The sequence below is a fragment of the Nocardia sp. NPDC051052 genome (genome assembly GCF_044456045.1).
Classification (GTDB): Bacteria; Actinomycetota; Actinomycetes; order Mycobacteriales; family Mycobacteriaceae; genus Nocardia.
The window spans coordinates 114,082-134,898 of the sequence record NZ_JBITFL010000007.1 but is presented as its reverse complement, the minus strand read 5'-3'; the positions used below and the strand labels follow the sequence as shown (position 1 = coordinate 134,898).

General features: G+C 67.0%; 22 protein-coding genes. 10 read left to right on the top strand and 12 right to left on the bottom strand.

The window, feature by feature from the left end; translation table 11 throughout:
* Nucleotides 1-25: 25 nt before the first annotated feature.
* From ACIBCN_RS24980 to ACIBCN_RS24955, 6 genes are all read right to left on the bottom strand, one after another.
* Nucleotides 26-1,000: a glycine betaine ABC transporter substrate-binding protein gene (locus ACIBCN_RS24980; RefSeq protein WP_396994066.1), complete on the bottom strand. Its 975-nt coding sequence runs from the start codon at nt 998-1,000 to the stop codon at nt 26-28.
* Nucleotides 997-1,779, bottom strand: coding sequence for an ABC transporter permease (locus tag ACIBCN_RS24975; RefSeq protein WP_396994065.1), 783 nt, complete (start codon nt 1,777-1,779; stop codon nt 997-999). The genes ACIBCN_RS24980 and ACIBCN_RS24975 overlap by 4 nt, the downstream gene beginning before the upstream one ends.
* Nucleotides 1,776-2,975, bottom strand: a complete 1,200-nt coding sequence (locus tag ACIBCN_RS24970) for an ABC transporter ATP-binding protein (protein ID WP_396994064.1) — start codon at nt 2,973-2,975, stop codon at nt 1,776-1,778. The genes ACIBCN_RS24975 and ACIBCN_RS24970 overlap by 4 nt, the downstream gene beginning before the upstream one ends.
* Complete coding sequence (locus ACIBCN_RS24965) at nt 2,968-3,618, bottom strand: ABC transporter permease (RefSeq protein ID WP_396994379.1); 651 nt, start codon at nt 3,616-3,618, stop codon at nt 2,968-2,970. The genes ACIBCN_RS24970 and ACIBCN_RS24965 overlap by 8 nt, the downstream gene beginning before the upstream one ends.
* 105 nt (nt 3,619-3,723) lie before the next feature.
* Entirely contained in the window at nt 3,724-4,116 is a 393-nt protein-coding gene (locus ACIBCN_RS24960) for a type II toxin-antitoxin system VapC family toxin (protein ID WP_396994063.1), read from the bottom strand.
* A complete protein-coding gene (locus ACIBCN_RS24955) occupies nt 4,113-4,364 on the bottom strand; it encodes a type II toxin-antitoxin system VapB family antitoxin (RefSeq protein WP_396994062.1) in 252 nt (83 codons plus the stop codon). Before ACIBCN_RS24955 ends, ACIBCN_RS24960 begins: the two co-directional genes overlap by 4 nt.
* Nucleotides 4,365-4,515: 151 nt before the next feature.
* Here ACIBCN_RS24955 and ACIBCN_RS24950 point away from each other — a divergent pair, with 151 nt between their 5' ends.
* From ACIBCN_RS24950 to ACIBCN_RS24940, 3 genes are all read left to right on the top strand, one after another.
* Entirely contained in the window at nt 4,516-5,172 is a 657-nt protein-coding gene (locus ACIBCN_RS24950) for a CHAP domain-containing protein (protein ID WP_396994061.1), read from the top strand.
* 233 nt (nt 5,173-5,405) lie between these two features.
* Nucleotides 5,406-6,563, top strand: coding sequence for a hypothetical protein (locus tag ACIBCN_RS24945; RefSeq protein ID WP_396994060.1), 1,158 nt, complete (start codon nt 5,406-5,408; stop codon nt 6,561-6,563).
* A 275-nt stretch (nt 6,564-6,838) separates the two neighbouring features.
* Entirely contained in the window at nt 6,839-7,546 is a 708-nt protein-coding gene (locus ACIBCN_RS24940) for a DUF1906 domain-containing protein (protein WP_396994059.1), read from the top strand.
* Nucleotides 7,547-7,659: 113 nt separating this feature from the next.
* Here the strand turns inward: ACIBCN_RS24940 and ACIBCN_RS24935 are convergent, their stop codons facing one another.
* Nucleotides 7,660-8,010, bottom strand: a complete 351-nt coding sequence (locus tag ACIBCN_RS24935) for a hypothetical protein (RefSeq protein WP_396994058.1) — start codon at nt 8,008-8,010, stop codon at nt 7,660-7,662.
* A 119-nt stretch (nt 8,011-8,129) separates the two neighbouring features.
* Nucleotides 8,130-8,915: a hypothetical protein gene (locus ACIBCN_RS24930; RefSeq protein WP_396994057.1), complete on the bottom strand. Its 786-nt coding sequence runs from the start codon at nt 8,913-8,915 to the stop codon at nt 8,130-8,132.
* A 332-nt stretch (nt 8,916-9,247) separates the two neighbouring features.
* On the opposite strand from ACIBCN_RS24930, the gene ACIBCN_RS24925 reads away from it, so the two are divergent.
* A complete protein-coding gene (locus tag ACIBCN_RS24925) occupies nt 9,248-10,474 on the top strand; it encodes a mannosyltransferase (protein WP_396994056.1) in 1,227 nt (408 codons plus the stop codon).
* Between the two features lie 167 nt (nt 10,475-10,641).
* On the opposite strand, the gene ACIBCN_RS24920 is transcribed toward ACIBCN_RS24925, so the two are convergent.
* Both ACIBCN_RS24920 and ACIBCN_RS24915 read right to left on the bottom strand, forming a co-directional pair.
* Nucleotides 10,642-10,938, bottom strand: coding sequence for a 4a-hydroxytetrahydrobiopterin dehydratase (locus tag ACIBCN_RS24920; RefSeq protein WP_396994055.1), 297 nt, complete (start codon nt 10,936-10,938; stop codon nt 10,642-10,644).
* Nucleotides 10,939-11,035: 97 nt separating this feature from the next.
* Nucleotides 11,036-11,212: a hypothetical protein gene (locus tag ACIBCN_RS24915; RefSeq protein WP_191093947.1), complete on the bottom strand. Its 177-nt coding sequence runs from the start codon at nt 11,210-11,212 to the stop codon at nt 11,036-11,038.
* A gap of 153 nt (nt 11,213-11,365) precedes the next feature.
* Between ACIBCN_RS24915 and typA the strand changes: the two genes are divergently transcribed.
* The 6 genes from typA to ACIBCN_RS24885 all read left to right on the top strand — a co-directional run bounded on the left by typA (nt 11,366) and on the right by ACIBCN_RS24885 (nt 18,598).
* Nucleotides 11,366-13,264 carry a translational GTPase TypA gene (typA, locus tag ACIBCN_RS24910; protein WP_396994054.1) on the top strand — a complete coding sequence of 633 codons (1,899 nt, stop codon included), beginning with the start codon at nt 11,366-11,368 and terminating at the stop codon, nt 13,262-13,264.
* A 412-nt stretch (nt 13,265-13,676) separates the two neighbouring features.
* A complete protein-coding gene (locus tag ACIBCN_RS24905) occupies nt 13,677-15,458 on the top strand; it encodes an ABC transporter family substrate-binding protein (RefSeq protein WP_396994053.1) in 1,782 nt (593 codons plus the stop codon).
* The gene (gene mshB, locus ACIBCN_RS24900; protein WP_396994052.1) at nt 15,455-16,330 is read left to right on the top strand and encodes an N-acetyl-1-D-myo-inositol-2-amino-2-deoxy-alpha-D-glucopyranoside deacetylase; all 876 of its coding nucleotides are present in this window, start codon (nt 15,455-15,457) and stop codon (nt 16,328-16,330) included. Before ACIBCN_RS24905 ends, mshB begins: the two co-directional genes overlap by 4 nt.
* A gap of 178 nt (nt 16,331-16,508) precedes the next feature.
* Nucleotides 16,509-17,978, top strand: a complete 1,470-nt coding sequence (locus ACIBCN_RS24895) for an amino acid permease (protein ID WP_396994378.1) — start codon at nt 16,509-16,511, stop codon at nt 17,976-17,978.
* Between the two features lie 45 nt (nt 17,979-18,023).
* Nucleotides 18,024-18,182 (top strand): hypothetical protein, encoded by a 159-nt coding sequence (locus tag ACIBCN_RS24890; protein ID WP_396994051.1) that lies wholly within the window; start codon nt 18,024-18,026, stop codon nt 18,180-18,182.
* A gap of 17 nt (nt 18,183-18,199) precedes the next feature.
* Nucleotides 18,200-18,598: a hypothetical protein gene (locus ACIBCN_RS24885; protein WP_396994050.1), complete on the top strand. Its 399-nt coding sequence runs from the start codon at nt 18,200-18,202 to the stop codon at nt 18,596-18,598.
* 13 nt (nt 18,599-18,611) lie between these two features.
* On the opposite strand, the gene ACIBCN_RS24880 is transcribed toward ACIBCN_RS24885, so the two are convergent.
* Both ACIBCN_RS24880 and ACIBCN_RS24875 read right to left on the bottom strand, forming a co-directional pair.
* The gene (locus tag ACIBCN_RS24880) at nt 18,612-20,177 is read right to left on the bottom strand and encodes a PH domain-containing protein (RefSeq protein ID WP_396994049.1); all 1,566 of its coding nucleotides are present in this window, start codon (nt 20,175-20,177) and stop codon (nt 18,612-18,614) included.
* Nucleotides 20,174-20,671, bottom strand: coding sequence for a PH domain-containing protein (locus ACIBCN_RS24875; protein WP_396994048.1), 498 nt, complete (start codon nt 20,669-20,671; stop codon nt 20,174-20,176). The genes ACIBCN_RS24880 and ACIBCN_RS24875 overlap by 4 nt, the downstream gene beginning before the upstream one ends.
* Between the last annotated feature and the right edge of the window lie 146 nt (nt 20,672-20,817).

Genomic DNA, 20,817 nt, shown 5'->3' with positions numbered 1-20,817 from the left:
ACCCGCTGGACCGCAATCGAAAAGGTCAGCGGGCGGTGACGAATCCCTGGGCGACCATCCAGTCGCGGGCGACGTCGGCGGGCTCTTGCCCCTCGAGGTCGACCAGCCGATTCAGCTCGGTGACTGCCTCGTTGGTGAGGCGCTGCGAGATCGGCGCCAGGATGGTGGCGACCTGCGGATGCGCGTCGGCGAAGGACTTGCGCATTACGACCGCCGCGTTGTATTTCGGGAAGAAGCGCTGATCATCTTGCAGCAGTACGAGTTTCAGGGCCGGGATGCGGCCGTCGGTGGTGGCGACGGAGCCGAACTTGCACTGCTTGGCGTCGGCGGTGGCCTGATAGACCACCGCATCCTGGACGATCTGTTTGTGGACCTTGCCGACATCGATGTTGTATTTGCGGGCCATGCCGGGGTATCCGTCCTGGCGCACATTGAATTCGGTGCCGACACAGGTTGCCGCGGCGGCCGGGTCCTTCTCGATCAGCGCCGCATAGTCCGACAGCGTCCGCACGCCGGTCTCCTGCGCCGTGGCCGGGCTCATCACCAGCGCGTAGGTGTTGTTCATCGGCGCCATGTCGGCCCACACCATGCCGTGCGCGGCGAGGTCGGCGTCGCGGAGGGCGTTGAACTGCTCGACCTCGTCCGGGATCGGGGTCTCTTTGCCGAGGTAGTTGACCCAGCCGGTGCCGGTGTAGTCGTAGGCGACATCGATCTGACCGTGCAGCTGGGCGTCGCGAAGGCTGTTGGAGCCCTGGATGTTCGTCAGATCCCGCACGTCCGCGCCGGCGGCCGACATGGCGAACTCGATGATGTAGCCGAGGATGTTCTGCTCAGTGAAGTCCTTGGACCCCACGATGATTCGGACGCCGTCGAGTTCGGGGACCGGGCCGATGCTGCCCGGGCCCACCCGAAGGGGCACCGCGCCACCGGATTCCAAGCCGCAGGCCGCCACCAGCAACATCCCGGCCGCCAGCGCGACACCACGCCACCGCCGGTTCATTTCAGCCCCCTCGGTCCGAGGAACTGCTCGGCGAGCGCGCCGAGCCAGTCGACCAGCAGGGCGAGCGCGACCGCGAGCACGGCGCCGACGACGAGGGTGACGTTGTCGCGCAACTTGTAGCCGGTGTCGATCAGGATGCCGAGACCGCCCGCGCTCACCAGGAAAGACAGTGTCGCGGTGCCCACCGCCAACACCAGCGAGGTGCGCAGGCCGGCCAGGATGTAGGGCACGGCAAGGGGAAACTCGATGCGCCGCAGCACCGTTGCCGCCGACATACCCTGCCCGCGGCCGGCATCGGTGAGCGTCTGGTCGACCTGCTGATAGCCCAGGATCGTGTTGCGCAGCACCGGAAGTAGCGAATAGAACGCGATCGGCGCGACGCCGATCCAGAAGCCGGTGGTGCGGGTGGCGAGGTAGAACAGCACGATCAGGCCGATGGCCGGTGCGGCCGCGCCGATATTGGCGATGCCGACGAAAATCGGTGCCAGACGGCGATATCCGGGCCGGGTGAGCACTGTGCCGAGCGGCACCGCGATGACGATGACGATCAACACGACGGTCGCCGAGATCAGGATGTGCTGCCAGGTGACGCTCACGATGTTGTGCGTGTTCAGGCTGGCCTGCTGGGTGGTGGTCAGGTCTCGCGCGAACGCCCAGACCAGCACACCCGCGGTGAGCAGCAGCACGACCACCGGCTGGACGAACAGCCGGATGCGCTCGGCCCGGCGCTGGGCGGCGGGCGAGGCGGTCGCGGGCGGGGTGCCGATGGCCGCCGTCACGGCGTGTCACCCGCCGCGGGATGGCCGGATCCGTGTTCGGCGCGCATCGCCGACAGATGCGCGACCAGCGTGTCGATGGTGATCAGCCCGACGTATTCGCCGCGCTTGCCGGTGACGACCGCGTTCGCCGTCTGGTCGGCGAGCAGCGCCTCCAGCGCGTCCTGCAACGTCGACCGCGGCGACAGCGGCTCGCCGATCGGTGTTCCGGTGCCGCGCAACGAGTTCGCGTGCGCCAGATGCTCGGCCGACACCCAGCGCAGCGGCCGCCGCTGCTTGTCGAGCACCAGTGCCCACGGCCAGTCCTGCCCGGCCAGCGCGGTCCGCAGCACGTCGACCGGCTCGTCTTCTACGGCGGTCGGGCATTGCCCCATGTCGACATCGCTCACCCGGGTGAGCGTGAGCTGCTTGAGCGAGGCGTCCGCGCCGACGAAGCCCGCGACGGTCTCGTCCGCGGGATCGGCGAGGATCGCCGCGGGGGTGTCGTACTGCAGGATGCGGGATTGGTTGCCCAGCACCGCGATTCGGTCGCCGAGCTTGACTGCCTCGGTGAAATCGTGCGTGACGAAGACGATGGTCTTGCCCAATTCGCCTTGCAGCCGCAGCAATTCGTCCTGCAACAGGCCGCGGGTGATCGGGTCGACCGCGCCGAACGGCTCGTCCATCAGCAGCACCGGCGGGTCGGCCGCGAGCGCGCGGGCGACGCCGACGCGTTGCTGCTGGCCGCCGGACAGCTGGCGCGGGTAGCGGTCGCGATAGGTGTCGGGGTCGAGGCCGACCAGGTCGAGCATCTCGTCGGTGCGGGCGGCGACTCGCTTACGGTTCCAGCCGATCAGGCCGGGCACCGTCGCGACGTTCTTGGCGACCGTCATGTGCGGGAACAGTCCGGCCTGCTGGATCGAGTAGCCAATGCCGCGGCGCAGCTGGTCGGGATTCATCGACGCGGCATCGCGCCCGCCGATGGTGATGGTGCCCGAGGTCGGCTCGATCAGCCGGTTGATCATCCGCATGGTGGTGGTCTTGCCGCAGCCGGAAGGCCCGACGAGTACCACGATTTCGCCGGCCGGGATGGTCATCGACACCTCGCCGACGGCCGGATCGCGCTGGCCGGGATAGCGTTTGGTGACCGCGTCGAGCACGATCTCCTCGCCGGACACCGCCGATTCGATGCCGCCGGAACGGGTTTCGGTGTCAGTCACGGATTCCCCTCGAGGTGGTGAGGCGTCCGACGAGGACGTAGATCCCGTCCAGTACGAGCGCGAGTACGACGATCAGCACCGTGCCGACCAGGGCCTGCGGCACCGCGTTCGGGCTGCCGAGCCGGGCGAGTCCGGAGAAGATGAGGTTGCCGAGCCCCGGCCCCTTGGCGTATGCGGCGATGGCCAGAATGCCCATGATCAGCTGCGTGCTGACCCGGATGCCGGCCAGGATGGCGGGCCAGGCGAGCGGGAGCTCGATGGCGGTCAGTACCCGCAAGCGATTCATGCCGACGCCGCGCGCCGCGTCGGTCACCGCGGGATCCACCGAGGACAGCCCGATGATCGTGTTACGCAGGATCGGCAGCAGCGCGTAGAGCACCAGCGCGGTGACCGTCGGGGCGACGCCGAGGCCGAGGATCGGAATCAGCAGGCCGAGCAGTGCGAACGACGGCACCGTGAGGATCGCGCTGGCGACGGCCGTCGAGATCGACGAGCCGAGCGGGCTGCGGTGCACCGCTATCCCGATCAGCACCGCGACGACGGTCGCGATCAGCACCGATTGCAACACCGCCGACACATGCAGGTAGGAGTCGATGAGCAGCTGATGTCGCCGGTGTACTACGAAAGTCCACAGCGTGTCCAGGGTCGTACCTCCCCGTCGCCCGGTGTCCTGGGAGGGTAGCGCGGATTCGCTTCGCCCGGACGGTATTCCGGGCGGCGCGCCGCCGCCCGGAACCGAGCTCCGAGGTCAGACCGCGGATCTGATATCGGTGTGCACGAAGTCGTTGCCCTTGTAGAGCAGCGGCTTCTTCCTAACGGTGGCGAGTGCGTATGCGAAGCAATCGCCGAGATTGAGCTTGGCCTGATGCCCGCTGCCCTTGCCGAAATCGCGATACGCGGCTCGGGCGATGGCGGCCTGCTCGAGCGAGACCGGAACGAGCTCGATCTGTGCGCTTTCCATCAGTTGGTCTGCGCGCCGGGCGAGCACAGGGTTCGGATGCCGGTCGACTTTGATAGAGACCTCGAAATGGTTGACGACCGACATCGCGATGCTGTGGGTCGATCCCAGAATCTCGGTGAACGAGTCGGACTCGGGTTCCTCATTGAGGATGGCGAGCAGGGCAGACGCGTCGACGATCATGCGGGCAGCCCTTCGTCATCGTAGAGATCGTCGGTGGTCAACGGCGGTTGCCCGGACTCCCTCATGATCGTGTGAATATCGGCCACGATCAGCCGCAGATCTTCGAGCCGAGTCTGCTGCTCGGCATCCAGTTCTTTCAACATGCGTTTCAGTGCCTCCTCGACAACGCTGGTTTGGGACATCCCCGTCCGCTCCGCTGCCTCACGCACCAAGGCGTGCACGTTCTCATTTTTTATGTTCAAACCCATGGGGTCTACCCTCCTGGACTGGGATGGTAGAACTCTACCTCAAGTGTCGCGAGCAGGGAAATAGGTTTTCGACGGGAACCGTTCGGGCTCCACGTTCGTCCAATTCAGCAAGGACCGAGACGGTCGCGATCGCGAATCAACTGGGGGAGAGATGTCGGAGCAGCAGGTCAGAGCCTCGCATCGGGTGCGTCACCGCGCGGAGCGCCCGCGGCACGGCCGCGCTGGCCGGCCCGCGGGCCGGTGGCTCGCGGTGGGACTGGTGGTGGTCGCGCTCACCGTGGCGGGGGTGCTGGGAGTCCGCTGGTGGCAAGACCATTCGAACCCGGCGGCGATCATCGGTCAGCGCGGCACCGAGTTCCCCGCGGTCGACCGTTCGACGCTCGACCCGGCACAGGCCAAGGTGGTGGCGGTGACGGCACGGGAATTCAACAGCCCGGGGGCGGGCACCAAATACGCCGAAGGAGCGAGCGAACCGTGGTGCGCCGATTTCGTCAGCTGGGTGATGCGGGAGTCGGGGGTGCCGCTGGCCAACCCGAATTCGGGCTCGTGGCGGATCCCCGGGGTGTACACGCTGCAGGAGTACTACGCGAGCACGGGGCGCTTCGCCCCGTTGGGCAGCTATCAGCCGCGCACAGGTGACGTACTGATGTACGACAGCACCAGCCCATTCGGCCAGCACACGAACATTGTGCTGAAGTCCGGCGCCGGTGTCGTGACGACGATCGGCGGCAACGAGTTCGGTGAGGTGAGCATCCACACATTCGCGCTGGCCGAGGCGCCGGGGATCGTCGGATTCGGCACATTGTGAGAAGTATCGACGGCCGACGGCGGTGGTTGGTGGGTGCGCACGTCTTTCGGGCACGCGCGATAGCCCTACGATAGATAGTGACGGCGCCCGGCAGCGCCGTCGCCGATCCCCGCCCTGCCTCCCCCTCATCGGCAGGACGGGGATCTCGGGTTCAGACTTGGGCAAGTTCCGGGCAATGTCGGTCGCGTACCGTGTCCGGTGTCCATCGAGCGGTGAGGGTTGCGGAAAATCTGATGCAGTCGACCGACGAACCGATCAGCGATCCCGGGTGGATCGACTATGCCGATTTCGGCGAGCGATTTGTCACGCAGGCGGTGACGAAGGACCGGATCGAGGCCGCGGTGTCCGGAATGACCGGCCGCGGCATGACCATCGGCCCGTTCTCCCTCGGCCCGGCCGGTCTCGCGGGTTTCGTCGCCGAGGGCAAGGTCGGCACGCCGAAGGTGCTGCACAGTGGCCCGCACGTCACGTTCGAGGTCACCGTTCCGGTGTCGTTGGCGCTGAAGGTGATGCTCGGCGGCAAGAAGTTGCGGCTGGAGGCACGGGTCGAAATCGATCTGACCCTGCACGCGCGCACCGCCGATCCGTTGCTGATCGTCATCGACATCCCGCCGATCACCCAGCGCGACGTCAGCTTCGTGCTGCGCGCCCAAGCGATGGACGCCGCGGGGGAGATGCTGCTCGATCCGATCGCGGGCCTGGTGCAGCGCGAGGTCGCCTCGCGGGTGAACGCCATGCTCGCCGATCCGCAGGCCCGGCGCAGCCGAGTCTTCGATGTCGAGGCCATTGTGAGCGGCACCAAGTCGACGCATCGGGAGCAGGCGGAGTTCGACTGGATCGGCTACGACGAATTCGGGCACCGGTTCTTCTCGCGCATCGTGACGCGCGAGCGCGTGTTCGAGGTGGTCGAACGAATGGCGGGACGGCCGATCGAGATCGGCCCGCTGAAGACCGGGCCGGGTAAATCGGCGACCGTCACCGTGCGGGGGAGTGTCCGAGTGCCGCAGCTGGACGATAAAACAGACACGCCACGATCTTTCGACCTGACGCTGCCGGTCAGCCTGGACATCACCGTGGACGTGCTGAAGGCCAACCGATACCGCGCCGACGTCGAGGTGCCGCTGGTGTTGACCGCGCGCGCCGCCGACCCGTTGCTCGTGGTCATCGACGTACCCCCGCCCGACCCGGACGACATCCGGCTGGAGTTCAAAGCGCACGGTGTGCGTGCGGCGACCCTCGGTGCGCTCGCGGGCATCAAGAAGCAGGTGATCGCCCAGGTCGCGGGGGTCGTGAGCAAAGAGCTCGCGGACAGTTCGGGCCGGACGATCGACGTGGCCGCCCGCATCGGCTCGAGCTCGCCCGCCTCTCCGGGAACTTCTGACCAGGCCTAGGCGGGTCGGCGGTCGCGTTGGCGACCGGCAGTGATGTCAGGGGGTTTGCCGTGCCCGCCGAGTTACCCATGCTCTCGCGAAATCAGGCGTCTCGTTGGCATCCTGGTTGCTCATGTGACCAATGTGAAAGGGTGTGTCCCGTGGGTCTAGCGGTTCCCATGTGAATATGGTGAAATAAGTACACGTTCGAGGCTCCCGGCGCGTGCTGAATGTATGGGGAAGGTGCGCCGGGCACGCTGCCATCCATGGTCGGGGTTGCGCGAAGGAGTCCTACGATGCGTTCCATTTCGGTATCCCGGCGTGCGCTGTTCGGCTATGCCGCCGCGGCGGCCGCGATCGGCCTGACCGCCTCCGCGAAACCCGCCACCGCCGGTGCCTTCGGCACCTTGATCGATTACGCGGGCGGGGTGCCCTCGGCCGAATCGATCAGGGACGCCGGACATCTCGGCGTGATCCGGTACGTCTCCGACCGGCGGCCCGGCGCGGAATGGATGGCGGGCAAGCCGCTGCGTGCCAACGAGGTCGACGAGCTGCACGAGGCGAACCTGCAGATCGTGTCCTGCTACCAGTTCGGCAAGGGGCCGACCGCGGACTGGCGCGGCGGAGTGGAGGCGGGCAAGAAGCACGCGCAGCGCGGGCTCGACCTGCACCTCGCCGCCGGCGGACCCGAGGGCGTGCCGATCTACGCCGCCATCGACGACAACCCGACCGCGGTCGACTTCGCCACCATGATCGCGCCCTACCTGCTCGGCTGGCAGGAGGTGCTCGGCAAGGAGAACACCGGCATGTACGCCAACGCCCCGACTATCGAACTCGCCCGCGCCGCAGGCCTGGGTTCCTGGTACTGGCAACACAATTGGGGCTCCAACGGTGTCATCCACCCCGCCGCGCACCTGCACCAGTTCGAGATCGACAAGCGCTCGCTCGACGGCATCGGCATCGACCTCAACCACGCGCTCGCCCCCCAATACGGGCAGTGGTGACGTCGGATTCGGCAACCGGGCAACTGATTTCGCAAGAACATGGGTAACTCGCCGGGTACAGGCAAACCCATCAACGACGGCACCGCCGGTCGCCAGCGTTGACGTCGCTACACCTAGGTCTGGCCTAAATAATCGGGGAGGCGGGAGAGCTCTTCGTCGGGAACTACGCGCAATGTCGGGCGGCTGTCCGGCGCCTCGTGATCGCCGAGCCAGGAGAACAGTGACCAGCGGGACAGGCCGGAGAACGCCGAGCCGAGGCTGGTGAACGAGAACGAGGAGATGGCCGACCCGAACGAGCCGACCGAGCCGATCGACAAGATCGAGCCGACGCTGCCGATCGACAGGATCGAGTAGGCCGACCCGATGGACAGGATCGAGCCCTCGGATCGGAAGGACAGTATCGATCGATGCGAATGCCTGCTTCGAATGGAGCGGCCGGGCCGTATCGAATGTTCGATCGCCATAGTTAGCGGTCTACCACATTCGTCACCCATTCATCCGTCATCGCGCCGTTTCGCCGAGGCGATGTCGTAAAGACGACAACGGCGGCGGCCCCGCAGGGACGCCGCCGTTGGTCTGAAACCTATGCGACGGTGAAGAATCCGAGCGTCGGCAGGAATGAGCAGGTGCGTGCGTCGGCGTCGTCGGCCTTGGTGGTCAGCGAGCCGGAGATGACCGCGACGACCCGGCCGGAACCGGTGTCGGCGATCGCGGACAGGGTGGCCGGGCCACCCGGGTTGATCTTGGCCTCGTCGGTGAGCGGCAGCAGGCCGCCCTGGCGGGTGTCCAGGTTCATCCACTGCACCGTCATCGGCGGATTCTGGACCTCCGTCGGCGCCTTGGTGCCGAGCGCGGTGAACACGAACCCGGCCTGACCGGCCTTCGGTCCGGGCGGCGGCAGCTGGGCCGGGCCGGATACCGCGAGCGCGGTGCCGATGGAGTCGGCGGTCGGGCCGATGCAGCCCTTGCCGATGGTCGGGTAGAGGAACTGCGCGATGACCGGCCCTTCCTGCGGCAGTTCGGGGCCACCGCCACCGCTGCCGTCCAGGAAGGTGATGATCCGTTCCAGCGTCGACTTGATCTGCGGCGGCAGGCTCAGCGTCGCGAGCAGCTTGCGGGCCTGATCGAGGATGGCCGACTGCGGGCCTGCCGCGACATCGGCGGGGCCGGCGATCGAGCCGACGATGGCAGGGGCCAGGGCGGCAAGGGCGTCGATCGGGACACCCTCCGGGACCATCGGCACGGTGTTCGGGGTCGCCGCAGGCGCGGGCGCGGGCGCCGCGACTGCAGTCGTCGGCGCGGCAAGCGTGGCGGTCGCCGCAATGGCGAGCGCCGACAATGCAATCCGCGATCCTCGGGTGCGAAGCACTGGTCTAGCCGTCCTTACCTCGGGTACATCTGGGCCGATGCTGAAAAGCCATCGTTTCGGGGGTCACTCTAGGGATTACGCGGCTATGTGTACAGCTGCGTCGCCCTACCGGTGTTGCGGACGATCAGTGTTATCAGACGGTAGCGCGCATCAGGTGTTACTGGTGTGAAAGGTGATGCAAATGTTATCAGTGATTCGGCTGGTGACACGAGGGCGCGACGACCTGGATCGGCGCTGCGGTTAATCTAGTCGGGGCCATCCGTTCTTGTCGCCGAACACTCGCATCGCCGGGTGTCGGGCCGACGCCCCCACCCGAGTCGAAAGCCTGCGATTTGAACCGTCAACTCCGATGGGCTGTCTCGGTACTCGGTCTGTCCATTCTGTCCAGGCTGCTCTGGATGTTCTTGAACAAGAACGGACTCAACGTCGTCGACCTCCACGTGTACGTGGACGGATCGGCGTCGCTGCTCACCGACAAGCTCTACGACTTCACCTACGCGGAGAAGACGCCGGACTTCCCGCTGCCGTTCACCTATCCACCGTTCGCCGCGCTGGTCTTCTTCCCGCTGCACTATCTGCCGTTCACGGCTGTCGCAGTCGGCTGGTTGCTGGCCACCGTCGCCGCGCTCTATGTTGTCGTGCGCATCGCGCTGGAGCTGATCCTCGGGGTGGAGCGGGCGCACGAGCCGGGCTGGCAGGTCGCGACCGTCGGCTGGACCGCGGTCGGCATGTGGATGGAGCCGGTGCGGACCACGATCGACTACGGCCAGGTCAATGTCTTCCTGGTACTCGGCGCGATGATCGCGGTGCGCAGTTCGCGCTGGTGGCTGTCCGGCGGGCTGGTCGGCATCATCGCCGGGATCAAGCTGACCCCGGCGATCAGCGGTCTGTACTTCGTCGCGCAACGGCGCTGGCTGACGGTGGTGTGGTCGGCAGTGGTGTTCGGCGGGACCGTCGGGATCAGCTTCTTGATCGCCCCGCACGAGGCGCGGCGGTACTTCGGCACCCTGCTCGGCGACGCCGACCGGATCGGTCCGGTCGGCTCGGTGTGGAACCAGTCGTTGCGCGGCACGCTCAGCCGAATCCTTGGCTACGACGTGCAATCCGGGCCGTGGTGGCTGGCCGGCGTGCTGGTGGTCGCGGTGCTGGCGTTCTTCGCCTGGCGGGTACTCGAGCCGGACGACCGGATGGGCACGCTGATCATGGTGCAGCTGTTCGGGCTGCTCGTCTCGCCGATTTCCTGGTCGCACCACTGGGTCTGGCTGCTGCCGACGGTGCTGTGGTTGCTCTACGGGCCGCTGCGGCAGGCGCCCGGCGCCAAGATCATCGCGGGCTACTGGTTGGTGAATACGCTGATCGGGATTCCGTGGGTGCTGTCGTTCTTCCAGGATTCGATCTGGACCATCCCCCGCCCGGCCGTGCTGGCCTGGCTCGGCACGGTGGACGTGATCGGCTCGCTGGTGTTCTTCATTTGGGTGATTCGATCCGGTCGACGCCAGAAGTCGGACCCGGCGCAGGCGGCGCGCGCGGCCACCGAGGGCCAGGCGCGCACCGCTTAGGGCGTGTCTCCCAAATCCAGGCGGCGCCTCCGCGGCTCAGATCGCCGCCTGCCCGCGTTGTCGTCGTCGCCGATACAACCCCGGTATCGGCTCCTCCTCCGCCTTGGCAGGCGACGATCTGAGCCACGGATGCATCCACCTGGATTTGGGAGACACGCCCTAGCCGGTCAGGCGAGCTGAGCCGCCAGCTGGTCGATCTTGCCGGCCAGCTCGATGTCGAGCGCGGTGAGACCGCCGGAATCGTGGGTGGACAGCGCGAAGCTGACCTTGCGCCAGCGGATGTCGATGTCGGGATGATGATTGGCGGCCTCGGCCGCCTCGGCGACCTGCCGGACGAGCTCGATGCCCGCGAGGAAGGTGGGCGCTTGGACGGTGCGGGACAGCACGTTGCCGTCCCTGGTCCAGTCCGGCAGGGTGGTCAGTGACTCGGTGAGTTCGGTTTCGGTCAGCAACGGGGCACTCATAACCCCGGTTCTACTCCTCCGCCGGGAGTGATGTCCGTCATTGCCGGATCAGTCGGGCGCAGCGCGGTTCGGGGGCCGTGCCGGAGGGTCGGAAAGGTCAGGCGGCGCGCGCCTGCTTGAGTGCTTTTTTCAGGTCCTTGCCGCAGATGCCTGCGGCTTCACACTTCTTCATACGCATAATGACCACAGGGCATTTCACGCAGCGCGTCTTTTTTCGACAGCACTTCTTCTTCGGTTTCAGTCGCGAAACCTGCTTAGCCTTGACCTTGCCCATGTCGGTTAGCATACCCTTAGTTGCGTGCCTGGCGCGGAGGGGTGACCCGAACACAGGTAGGGTGTATATGGCCGCAATGCCCGGTGAGTTTCGATTCTCCACCTGTTTGCAGGGGTCGGCCGGTACCTACACCTAACAGCAGGAGGATTCAGCGTGTCGTCTGCGCGCGATTTTCGCAACGTTGCCATCGTGGCCCACGTCGACCACGGTAAGACGACGCTGGTCGACGCCATGCTCCGCCAATCCGGCGCCTTCGCCGAGCGAGCCGAGCTCGTCGATCGGGTGATGGACTCCGGCGACCTGGAGCGCGAGAAGGGCATCACCATTCTCGCCAAGAACACCGCGGTGCATAAGCACCACGCGGATGGTTCCGTCACCGTCATCAACGTGATCGATACACCAGGCCACGCCGACTTCGGTGGTGAGGTCGAACGCGGCCTCTCCATGGTCGACGGTGTCGTGCTGCTGGTCGACGCCTCCGAGGGCCCGCTGCCGCAGACCCGGTTCGTGCTGCGTAAGGCACTCGCCGCGTCGCTGCCGGTGATCCTGGTGGTCAACAAGACCGACCGGCCCGACGCCAGGATCGAGGAGGTCGTCGAGGAAAGCCACGACCTGCTGCTCGACCTGGCCTCCGACCTGGACGACTCCGCCGCCGAGGCCGCCGAGCTCGCGCTCGACCTGCCGGTGCTCTACGCCTCGGGCCGCGCGGGCAAGGCGTCCAAGGAGCGTCCGGAGAACGGGCACGAGCCGGACGCGGAAAACCTGGACGCACTGTTCGAGGTGCTGATGGACAGCATTCCCGCGCCCAAGAGCAACCGGGACGCGCCGCTGCAGGCGCACGTCACCAACCTCGACGCCTCGGCCTTCCTCGGCCGCCTCGCGCTGGTCCGCATCTACGCGGGCGAGCTGCGCAAGGGGCAGAACGTCGCCTGGATGCACGCCGACGGCGTCAAGACCGTCAAGATCACCGAGCTGCTGCAGACCGTCGGAGTCGAGCGGCAGCCGGGCGAGATCGCCATCGCAGGCGACATCGTCGCGATCGCGGGCATCCCGGACATCATGATCGGCGACACCCTCGCCGATGTGGACAACCCGGTCGCGCTGCCGCACATCACGGTCGACCAGCCCGCGATCTCGGTGACCATCGGCACCAACACCTCGCCGCTGGTCGGCCGGGTCAAGGGCCACAAGCTCACCGCACGCATGGTGAAGTCGCGCCTGGACCAGGAACTGGTCGGCAACGTCTCGCTGCGCGTGCTCGACATCGGTCGCCCTGATGCCTGGGAGGTGCAGGGCCGTGGTGAGCTGGCGCTGGCCATCCTGGTCGAGCAGATGCGCCGCGAAGGCTTCGAGTTGACCGTCGGCAAGCCGCAGGTGGTCACCAGGCTGGTCGACGGCAAGGTGCACGAGCCGTACGAAGAGCTGACCATCGACTGCCCCGACGAGTACCTGGGTGCTGTCACACAGCTGCTGGCCGCCCGCAAGGGCAAGATGGTCCAGATGGCCAACCACAGCGCGGGCTGGGTGCGCATCGAGTTCATCGTCCCCTCGCGCGGTCTGATCGGTTTCCGTACCGACTTCCTCACCGACACCCGCGGCACCGGCATCGCCAACGCCGTCTCGCACGGCTACGCGCCGTGGGCGGGCGAGATCCGGGCCAGGCACACCGGTGCGCTGGTCTCCGACCGGGCGGGCTCGGTGACCCCGTTCGCGATGATCCAGCTCTCCGATCGCGGCCAGTTCTTCGTCGAGCCGGGCGCGGACACCTATGAGGGCATGGTTGTCGGCATCAACCCGCGCGCCGAGGATCTCGACATCAACGTGACGCGTGAGAAGAAGCTGACCAACATGCGCAGCGCGACCGCCGACGTGTTCGAGACGCTGGCCAAGCCGCTGCAGCTCGACCTGGAAGCCGCGATGGAGTTCTGCGCCGACGACGAGTGCGTCGAGGTCACGCCCGAGGTCGTCCGGGTGCGCAAGGTCATCCTTGGCGCCACCGAGCGTGGTCGCGAACTGTCCCGCCGCAAGGCACGGGACCGCGCCGCCCTCTGATCGTTTCCACGGCAACGGGATTCCGGCGTGTACGCGCCGGAATCCCGTTTGCTATCGGAATTCTTACCGCCACAGACCGTGGTTTGAATTATCCGGGAATTTTCGGGCGTCGGCTCAGCTGAATAGCGTGTGCATCGGGATGTGCGCTGGATTTCGGCGCTAGCAAGGTGCGTGGCCTCGGTGGCGAATGCTGCTGATAGGCAAGCGTTCTGGACAACGCGTCGGCGCTGATCTGAACGCGGAGACCCCTTTTCGACAAGAATGCCGACCGGTTGCCGGGCGTTCTGTTCGCACAATTAATGAGCGTCGTCGCGGCCCGCATTGTGGTGCTGCCACCCCCTCAATATGGGCAGGATTCCGTCAGGTGGGTGCGGTAGAGTCCGCAACCGTGAAAGTGGGCGCAGGGAATGGCATGAGGCCGCCGACGCGGGCAGGGCGCCGCGCCACGTGGCGCGCACTGTTGATCATCGTGACGGCGTCGTTGACGGTGTTCGCCGGGTGTACCGCGAATCCGCCGCCGCCGATCGAGACCACGGACAGTCCGAAGACGACGCAAGCCAAGCCGGGTAAGAGCACGGTGGTCGTCGCGATCGACACCATCGGTATCGGGTTCAATCCGCACCTGCGTTCGGATCAGTCACCCGCCTCCGCCGCGTTGAGTTCGATGGTGCTGCCGAGTCCGTTCCGGGCGGTGCCGAGTCAGGCCGCGCCCGGTGCCACCGACTGGGTGCCGGACACGTCGTTGATCGCCTCGGCCGATGTCAGCGCGCAAGATCCGTTCACCATTACCTACGCGCTGCGCAACGAGGCCAACTGGTCCGACGGTGCGCCGATCGCCGCCGAGGACTTCCAATTCCTGTGGCAGCAGATGATTTCGCAGCCCGGCGTCATCGACTCGGCGGGTTACCGGCTGATCACCGATATTGGCTCCGCGGACGGCGGCAAGCTGGTAACCGTCAAGATGCGCGCGCCCTATCCGGGCTGGCAGCAATTGTTCACCAACCTGCTGCCCTCGCATCTGATGAAGGATTCGCCCGGTGGGTTCCAGGAGGGCTGGGTGAAGAGCATCCGGGTGTCCGGCGCGCAATTCGCGATCAAGAACGTCGATCCCCAGCGTGAGGAAGTTCTGCTGGAGCGCAACGCCCGGTTCTGGGGCACCCCGGCGGCGCCGGACGAGATCCTGTTGCGGCGCGGTGGCACGCCCGCGCAACTGGCGGAATCATTGCGCACCAACGATGCCCAGATGACGCTGGTGCATGGCGGTGTCGCAACTCAGGCACAGCTGGCCGCGATTCCGTCGGTACGCACCGCGATCATGCCGCAGTCGCGGGTGCTGCAGCTCGCGCTCAACGGCCGGAGCGGTCCGGTGAGCGACATTCGAGTCCGCCGCGCGGTGCTCGCTTTGCTGGATCCCGCGCTGCTGGCGACGGTCGGCGCGCAGACCGGCGGCTGGGTGGAACCGGCTCGCGCACAGATACTTTCGCCATCCGATCCCGGCTATGCGCCGACCTCGCCACCCCGCCCGCCCGCCGAGGAATCCTTCGCGCTGCTCGCCGAGGCGGGGTATGGCCGTGCGCCGGAACCGCCGCCGGTCAACTCGCCGACCTCGCCCGCGCCGACACCGCGACCGGTCGCGAAAAACGGTAAATCCCTGACGATTCGGATCGGCGCGGTGGAGGGCGACGCCACCGCCATCGCGGTCGCCAATACCGCCGCCGACCAATTGCGCAGTGCCGGAATCGATGCCACGGTTCGTAGTGTTGCTGCGGATCAGCTCTATGGGCGCGAGCTCATCGAGGGCACGATCGACGCGATCGTCGGCTGGGAGCAGGCGGGCTCCGACCCGGCCACCGTGCTCGCCTCCCGATACGGTTGCCCGCCACCGGAACCCGGTGCCGGCAGCACCGGTGCCGCGCAGCCGAGTTCGGATCCGGCGCGCCGCGCACCCGCCAACCTGTCCGGGGTGTGCGACCCCACCCTGCAGGGGCCGATGGATGAGGCGCTGCGCGGCGTCGACACGGGCCGAGTGCTCGCCGAGGCCGAGCCGAAGCTGTGGGAGCTGGCCACGGTGTTGCCGATCGTGCAGGACAACGTGGTCGCGGCCGCCGGTCCCCGGGTGGACGGTGCGTCGCTCAGCGGCAGCATCCAGGTCGGCATCTTCGGCGACGCCGGACAGTGGCGAAAGATCCAATGACCGGCGGCATACTGCTGGTGCACGCGCACCCGGACGATGAATCCATCACCACCGGCGGCACCATCGCGCACTACCGCCGCCGCGGTGTGCCGGTGACCGTGGTGACCTGCACGCTCGGTGAGGAGGGTGAGGTCATCGGCGACGAGTGGGCCCAGCTCACCGCCGACCGCGCCGATCAACTCGGTGGTTATCGCATTCTCGAACTGACCAGGGCATTGCAGGCTCTCGATGCCGCGCCCCCGCGTTTCCTCGGCGGCGCGGGCCACTGGCGCGACTCCGGCATGGCGGGGACCCTGGCGGCCGCGAAACCGCGGGTGTTCGCGCAGTCCGGCGATGCGGCGGTTGACGCGTTGACCGAGGTGATCCTGGAACTGCGGCCGCGCGTGCTGATCAGCTATGACCCGAACGGCGGCTACGGCCACCCCGATCACATTCGAGCACACCAGATCGCCACGGCCGCAGTACATTCCGCCGCGGCGCGGGGCTGGGACACGCCGAAGTTCTACTGGACCGTCACCGACGCCGACACGCTGCGCCAGCACACGACCGCGCTGGCCAGGCGCACGGTCGACGGGTTGCCGGGCCGGTTGCCGCAGGGCTGGCGGTTGCCCGCCGAGGGCGAACTCGCGAGCGTGCCGAGCCGCACGGTGACCACCACCATCGACGTGTCCGATGCCCTCGTCGCCAAACGCGCCGCCTTACGCGCCCATGCCACCCAGCTCACGATGGCGCCGTCCGGGCGCGAATTCGCGCTGTCCAACAATGTTGCTCAGCCGGTACTGCCGGAGGAGTGTTTTGTCCTTGTGCGCGGTCGGAGGGGACCGGTCGGTTCGGACGGCCGTGAACATGATCTTCTCGCGGGCCTCGATTGACGAACTTCTATCGATGGCGCGGCTAGTCTTCCGTAGTTCCTGTCGCATTCCGGCGTATCCTCCGAATGTGCCCTGAGCTGCGGATATTCGTAGCTTGAGGGTTGCTGTTCCACCGAAAACTTTCGCCGGGTACCGTTCCCGTGATCTCGAATACATCGATGTGGAGGCGAAGCGGTTCATGACGGCGGTCGGCGACAAGGCTCACCTCAGCCTCGAGGACGAGGGTTACCACAAGAGTCTCAAACCGCGGCAACTGCAGATGATCGCCATCGGCGGCGCCATCGGCACCGGACTGTTCCTCGGCGCGGGTGGCAGGCTCGCCAACGCGGGACCGGGTCTGTTCCTGGTCTACGGCGTCTGCGGATTCTTCGCCTTCCTCATCCTGCGCGCGCTCGGTGAACTCGTGTTGCACCGGCCGTCGTCCGGGTCGTTCGTCTCCTACGCGCGCGAATTCTTCGGCGAGAAGGCCGCGTTCGTCGCAGGCTGGATGTACTTCCTCAACTGGTCGATGACCGGCATCGCCGACACCACCGCGATCGCCCAGTACTTCCACTACTGGTCCGGGTTCAGCAGCGTCCCGCAGTGGCTGCTCGCGCTCATCGCGCTGGTTCTGGTGCTCAGCATCAACCTGATCTCGGTGAAGTGGTTCGGCGAGATGGAGTTCTGGGCCGCGCTGGTGAAGGTGTTCGCGCTGAGCGCCTTCCTGATCGTCGGCACCATCTTCCTGATCGGCCGATTCACCGTGCAGGGCAACCCGACCGGGCCGAGCGTGATCGCCGACAGCGGCGGGCTGTTCCCGACCGGCGTGCTTCCGCTGGTCGTCGTGGTCTCCGGCGTCGTGTTCGCCTACGCCGCGGTCGAATTGGTCGGCACGGCGGCGGGCGAGACGGAGAACCCGGCCAAGATCATGCCGCGCGCGATCAACTCGGTGATCGCCCGCATCGCGATCTTCTACGTCGGTTCGCTGGTGCTGCTCGGCCTGCTGCTGCCGTACACGGCGTACACCGCCAAGGAGAGCCCGTTCGTCACCTTCTTCACCATGCTCGGCGTGCCCGGCATCGGCAGCGTGATGAACCTCGTCGTGCTCACCGCCGCGTTCTCCAGCCTCAATGCCGGGCTGTACTCGACCGGGCGCATCCTGCGTTCCATGTCGATGAACGGCAGCGCGCCGAAGTTCACCGGCGTGATGGGGCGCAATGGCGTTCCCTACGGCGGCATCCTGCTGACCAGCCTGATCGCGCTGGTCGGCATCGCGCTCAACGGCGTGGTGCCGGACCGGGCCTTCGAGATCGTGCTGAACCTCGCCTCGCTCGGCATCGTCGCCTCCTGGGCCACCATCGTGCTGTGCCAGCTGCAGCTGTGGCGCTGGTCCAAACAGGGCAAGGCGGAGCGGCCCTCGTTCCGGATGTTCGGCGCGCCCTACACCGGACTGCTCACGCTGGTGTTCCTGTTCTTCGTGGTGGTGCTGACCGGCTTCGACTATCCGGTGGGCACCTGGACCGTCGCCTCGCTGGTGCTGATCATTCCGATGCTGATCGTCGGCTGGCTGGTGGCCCGCAAGCGGGTGCTGTCCATCGCCGAGGAGCGGATGGGCTATACCGGCGAGTTCCCGGTGGTGGCCAACATCCCGGTCGACGGCGAGAAGTGATCATGCGGCCCCCGGTCGCCGTAGCAGCGGAATAGACTCGCTGCCATGTACAACTGGTCGGTCCAGGACGCGATCGCCGCGTTCGTGGAGAGCATGAAGCCGAACTGGCAGGCGCAACACGACCTGTACCTGTCGGTGCTGTACGGGTTCGTCGACATGCAGAGTCACCTGCTGACCCTGCTCGGCTTTCCCCCGGTGCCGTGAGGGCGGCCGTCGAACCCGTGAGCTACCGGGAGTCGCCCGCCGCGGTGGCGCCCTGGTTGGCGCCGCTGATCCTCGCGATTCTGGTGATCGATGCCTTCATCACGCTGGCCATGGAAGTGCTGTATCTGCCGACCTACTTCGGCAGTACCGCGTTCCCGTTGTCGGGTGTGCTGGCCGGTGTGGTGAACATCCTGCTGGTGCTCGGTGTCCGCGCGGTCTCGCCGCGCGTGGCAGCGATGTTCCTGCCTTTGGCCGCTTGGACTTTCGGGTTCCTGATCTGTGCGAGCACCGGCCCCGGCGGGGACATCATGCTCGCAAGCGACTGGCGCACGGTGCTTTTGCTGTTCTGTGGCTTGGTGCCGCCGCTGGTGTACATCTACCTCCGCGTCAATTCCAGGTACTTCAGCAGGCGCTAGCGTTCAGCAGGCGCTAGCGGCTGCCGAGCTGGCCCGGTGTCACCGCGTCGATGAGGGCCCATGCTTCATCGAGCGGAATATCGAGCACGTGGTATCGCTTCTTACCCGCGGCGGATGCCGCGACCACGGTGGCGACGCCGGCCCGGCGCTGGAAGAACGACTGCCGGACGGTCCAGCCGATCACGCCGGGCGCTTCCAGGCAGTCGCGATCGCGGCCGAGCGAGCCGGATCGGGTGATCAACCAGCGTGGGCTGGTGGCGGTTTCGGGCAGCACGGTATGGCCGAGGCCGCGATAGCGGTCTTCGGCCAGCGCGATCGCGATCGGAACCAGCAGCACGGGCAGCACCCACCACCACGGCGAAAAGTCCACGCCCGCAATGGCAAAGGCCAACATGACGAGCGCGGCCACGGCAATGGGCGCCAGCGCGCGGGTGTGCCGCCTGCGGCGGGCGATCGGACCGTGCGCGACCAGCGGCGCGCTGCCGGGCGTCGGACCGGCGGCGGGCGAGGCAATCGCCCTGTCGTGGAACTCGTTCGGGGCGAGCAGGTGGCTCAGCGTGTGCTCGATGGCGGTGCGCGGCGCCTGCGGAAGAATCTTCTGGCGCGGGCTCGCGCCGACCATGATGGCCTCGAGCTCGGCGGCACCGGCCAGCCGCAGCAGCAACGGCTCGTTCACCGTCGCGCCGCGGAAGCGGGCCAGATCCAGGGTGATCTGGCGGGTGGTGAACAGGCCGTGGCGCAGCTGCAGCGTGCGGCCGTCATCGATGACGCGCAAGCCGAAATACGTTGCCAGATAACGCGCGCAGGCGGCGAGGCTGACGATGAGCACGATCACCACGAGCAACCCGGCGGTGCCGATGGCGATCAGTGCCGCGCCGCCGTTTTCCACCCGCTGCACCGCGTCCGAGCGGAACAGCACCTGGCCGACGCCGTACTGGAACGCCAGGCCGACGATCGGCGCGATGATCGCGAAACCCGTCAAAGACAGTGGGGCGTAACGGACCCAGGCCGGATTCCAGTGCGCGATCTCACGGCCGGGTGCGGCGTCCCGACTCTCGGATTCGGTCGACTTATCCAACGAAACAGGCTGTCCGGCAACGCCTTGCGTCGCGCCGCCGGTGTGCGCGAGCAGCGCGGTCCGCAACTCGGGCACCAAACGCGCGTCGAGCGCGTCCAATTTGAACTTCTCACCCGAATCCGCGTGCTGCCCGGTGCCGATGGCGAGCACCGCGAGCCCGAGCAGCCGGTGCAGCAGATCCGCCTCGATGTCCACCGACCGGATCCGGGACCGCGGCACCGCGAGCTTCTTGCGCTGGATCAGCCCGGTACGCAACTCGACATGGGTCGGGCCGACCCGATAGGTGGTGGTGAACCAGCGGGTGAGCGCGAACCCGACGATCAATGCCAGCGGGATGATGCTCCACCCATGATTACCGCTGCTGGTGCCGAGGATCACCGACCCGATCAGCACCGGAATGAACTTCACCACCTCGGTGACCGGATGTACCAACAACATTCGCTTGTCCAGCCGCGACCACGGCTGATCGGTCTCCGGCGCGACGGCCTCCGCCGAGGTCATGTCGCGTCGCCCCGATGCTGCGCGGCGATCCGGGTCAGCCTGGTCACCGTCTCCTCGGCCACCGGGAGGTCGAGCTCGGAGATCTGCACCGCGCCCGCGGACGACGCGGTAGTCACCGTCACGGTGGCCAGCCCGAGCAGCCGCGCCAACGGCCCGCGTTCGGTGTCGACGGTCTGCACCCGCGAGATCGGCGCCACCCGGCTCTCCTGGGTGAGCCAGCCGACCCTGGTGTACACGGCCTCCTCGGTGACCTCCCACCGGTGCACCGCGTACCGCCACCACGGCACCACACCGATATTCAACCCGGCCAGCACCAGCGTCACCAGGAACACCGTCAACTGCCACCCGCGATTGCCGGAGTCGAGCACTGCCCAGACGAGCTGCGCCGCGAACGGAACCACCCAGACCAGGGCGGCCTGGATGGTCCACAAGAGTTTTGCCTTCGGACTGGGGCGCCAGGCCGGATCGGCCATGATCGTGCGCGGCTGCGACATGCCTGCCATGGTTCCATGAACTTCGGCCGCCGGGGCTGCCGATTGTGCGCGGCGCGGCGCGGCTGGACGGCCTGCCGCGGAAATTTGGCGGGTGCCGATGGAATAGGCCCGAGCTTCGCGCAGTTGTCAACGCTCACATGGTGCCT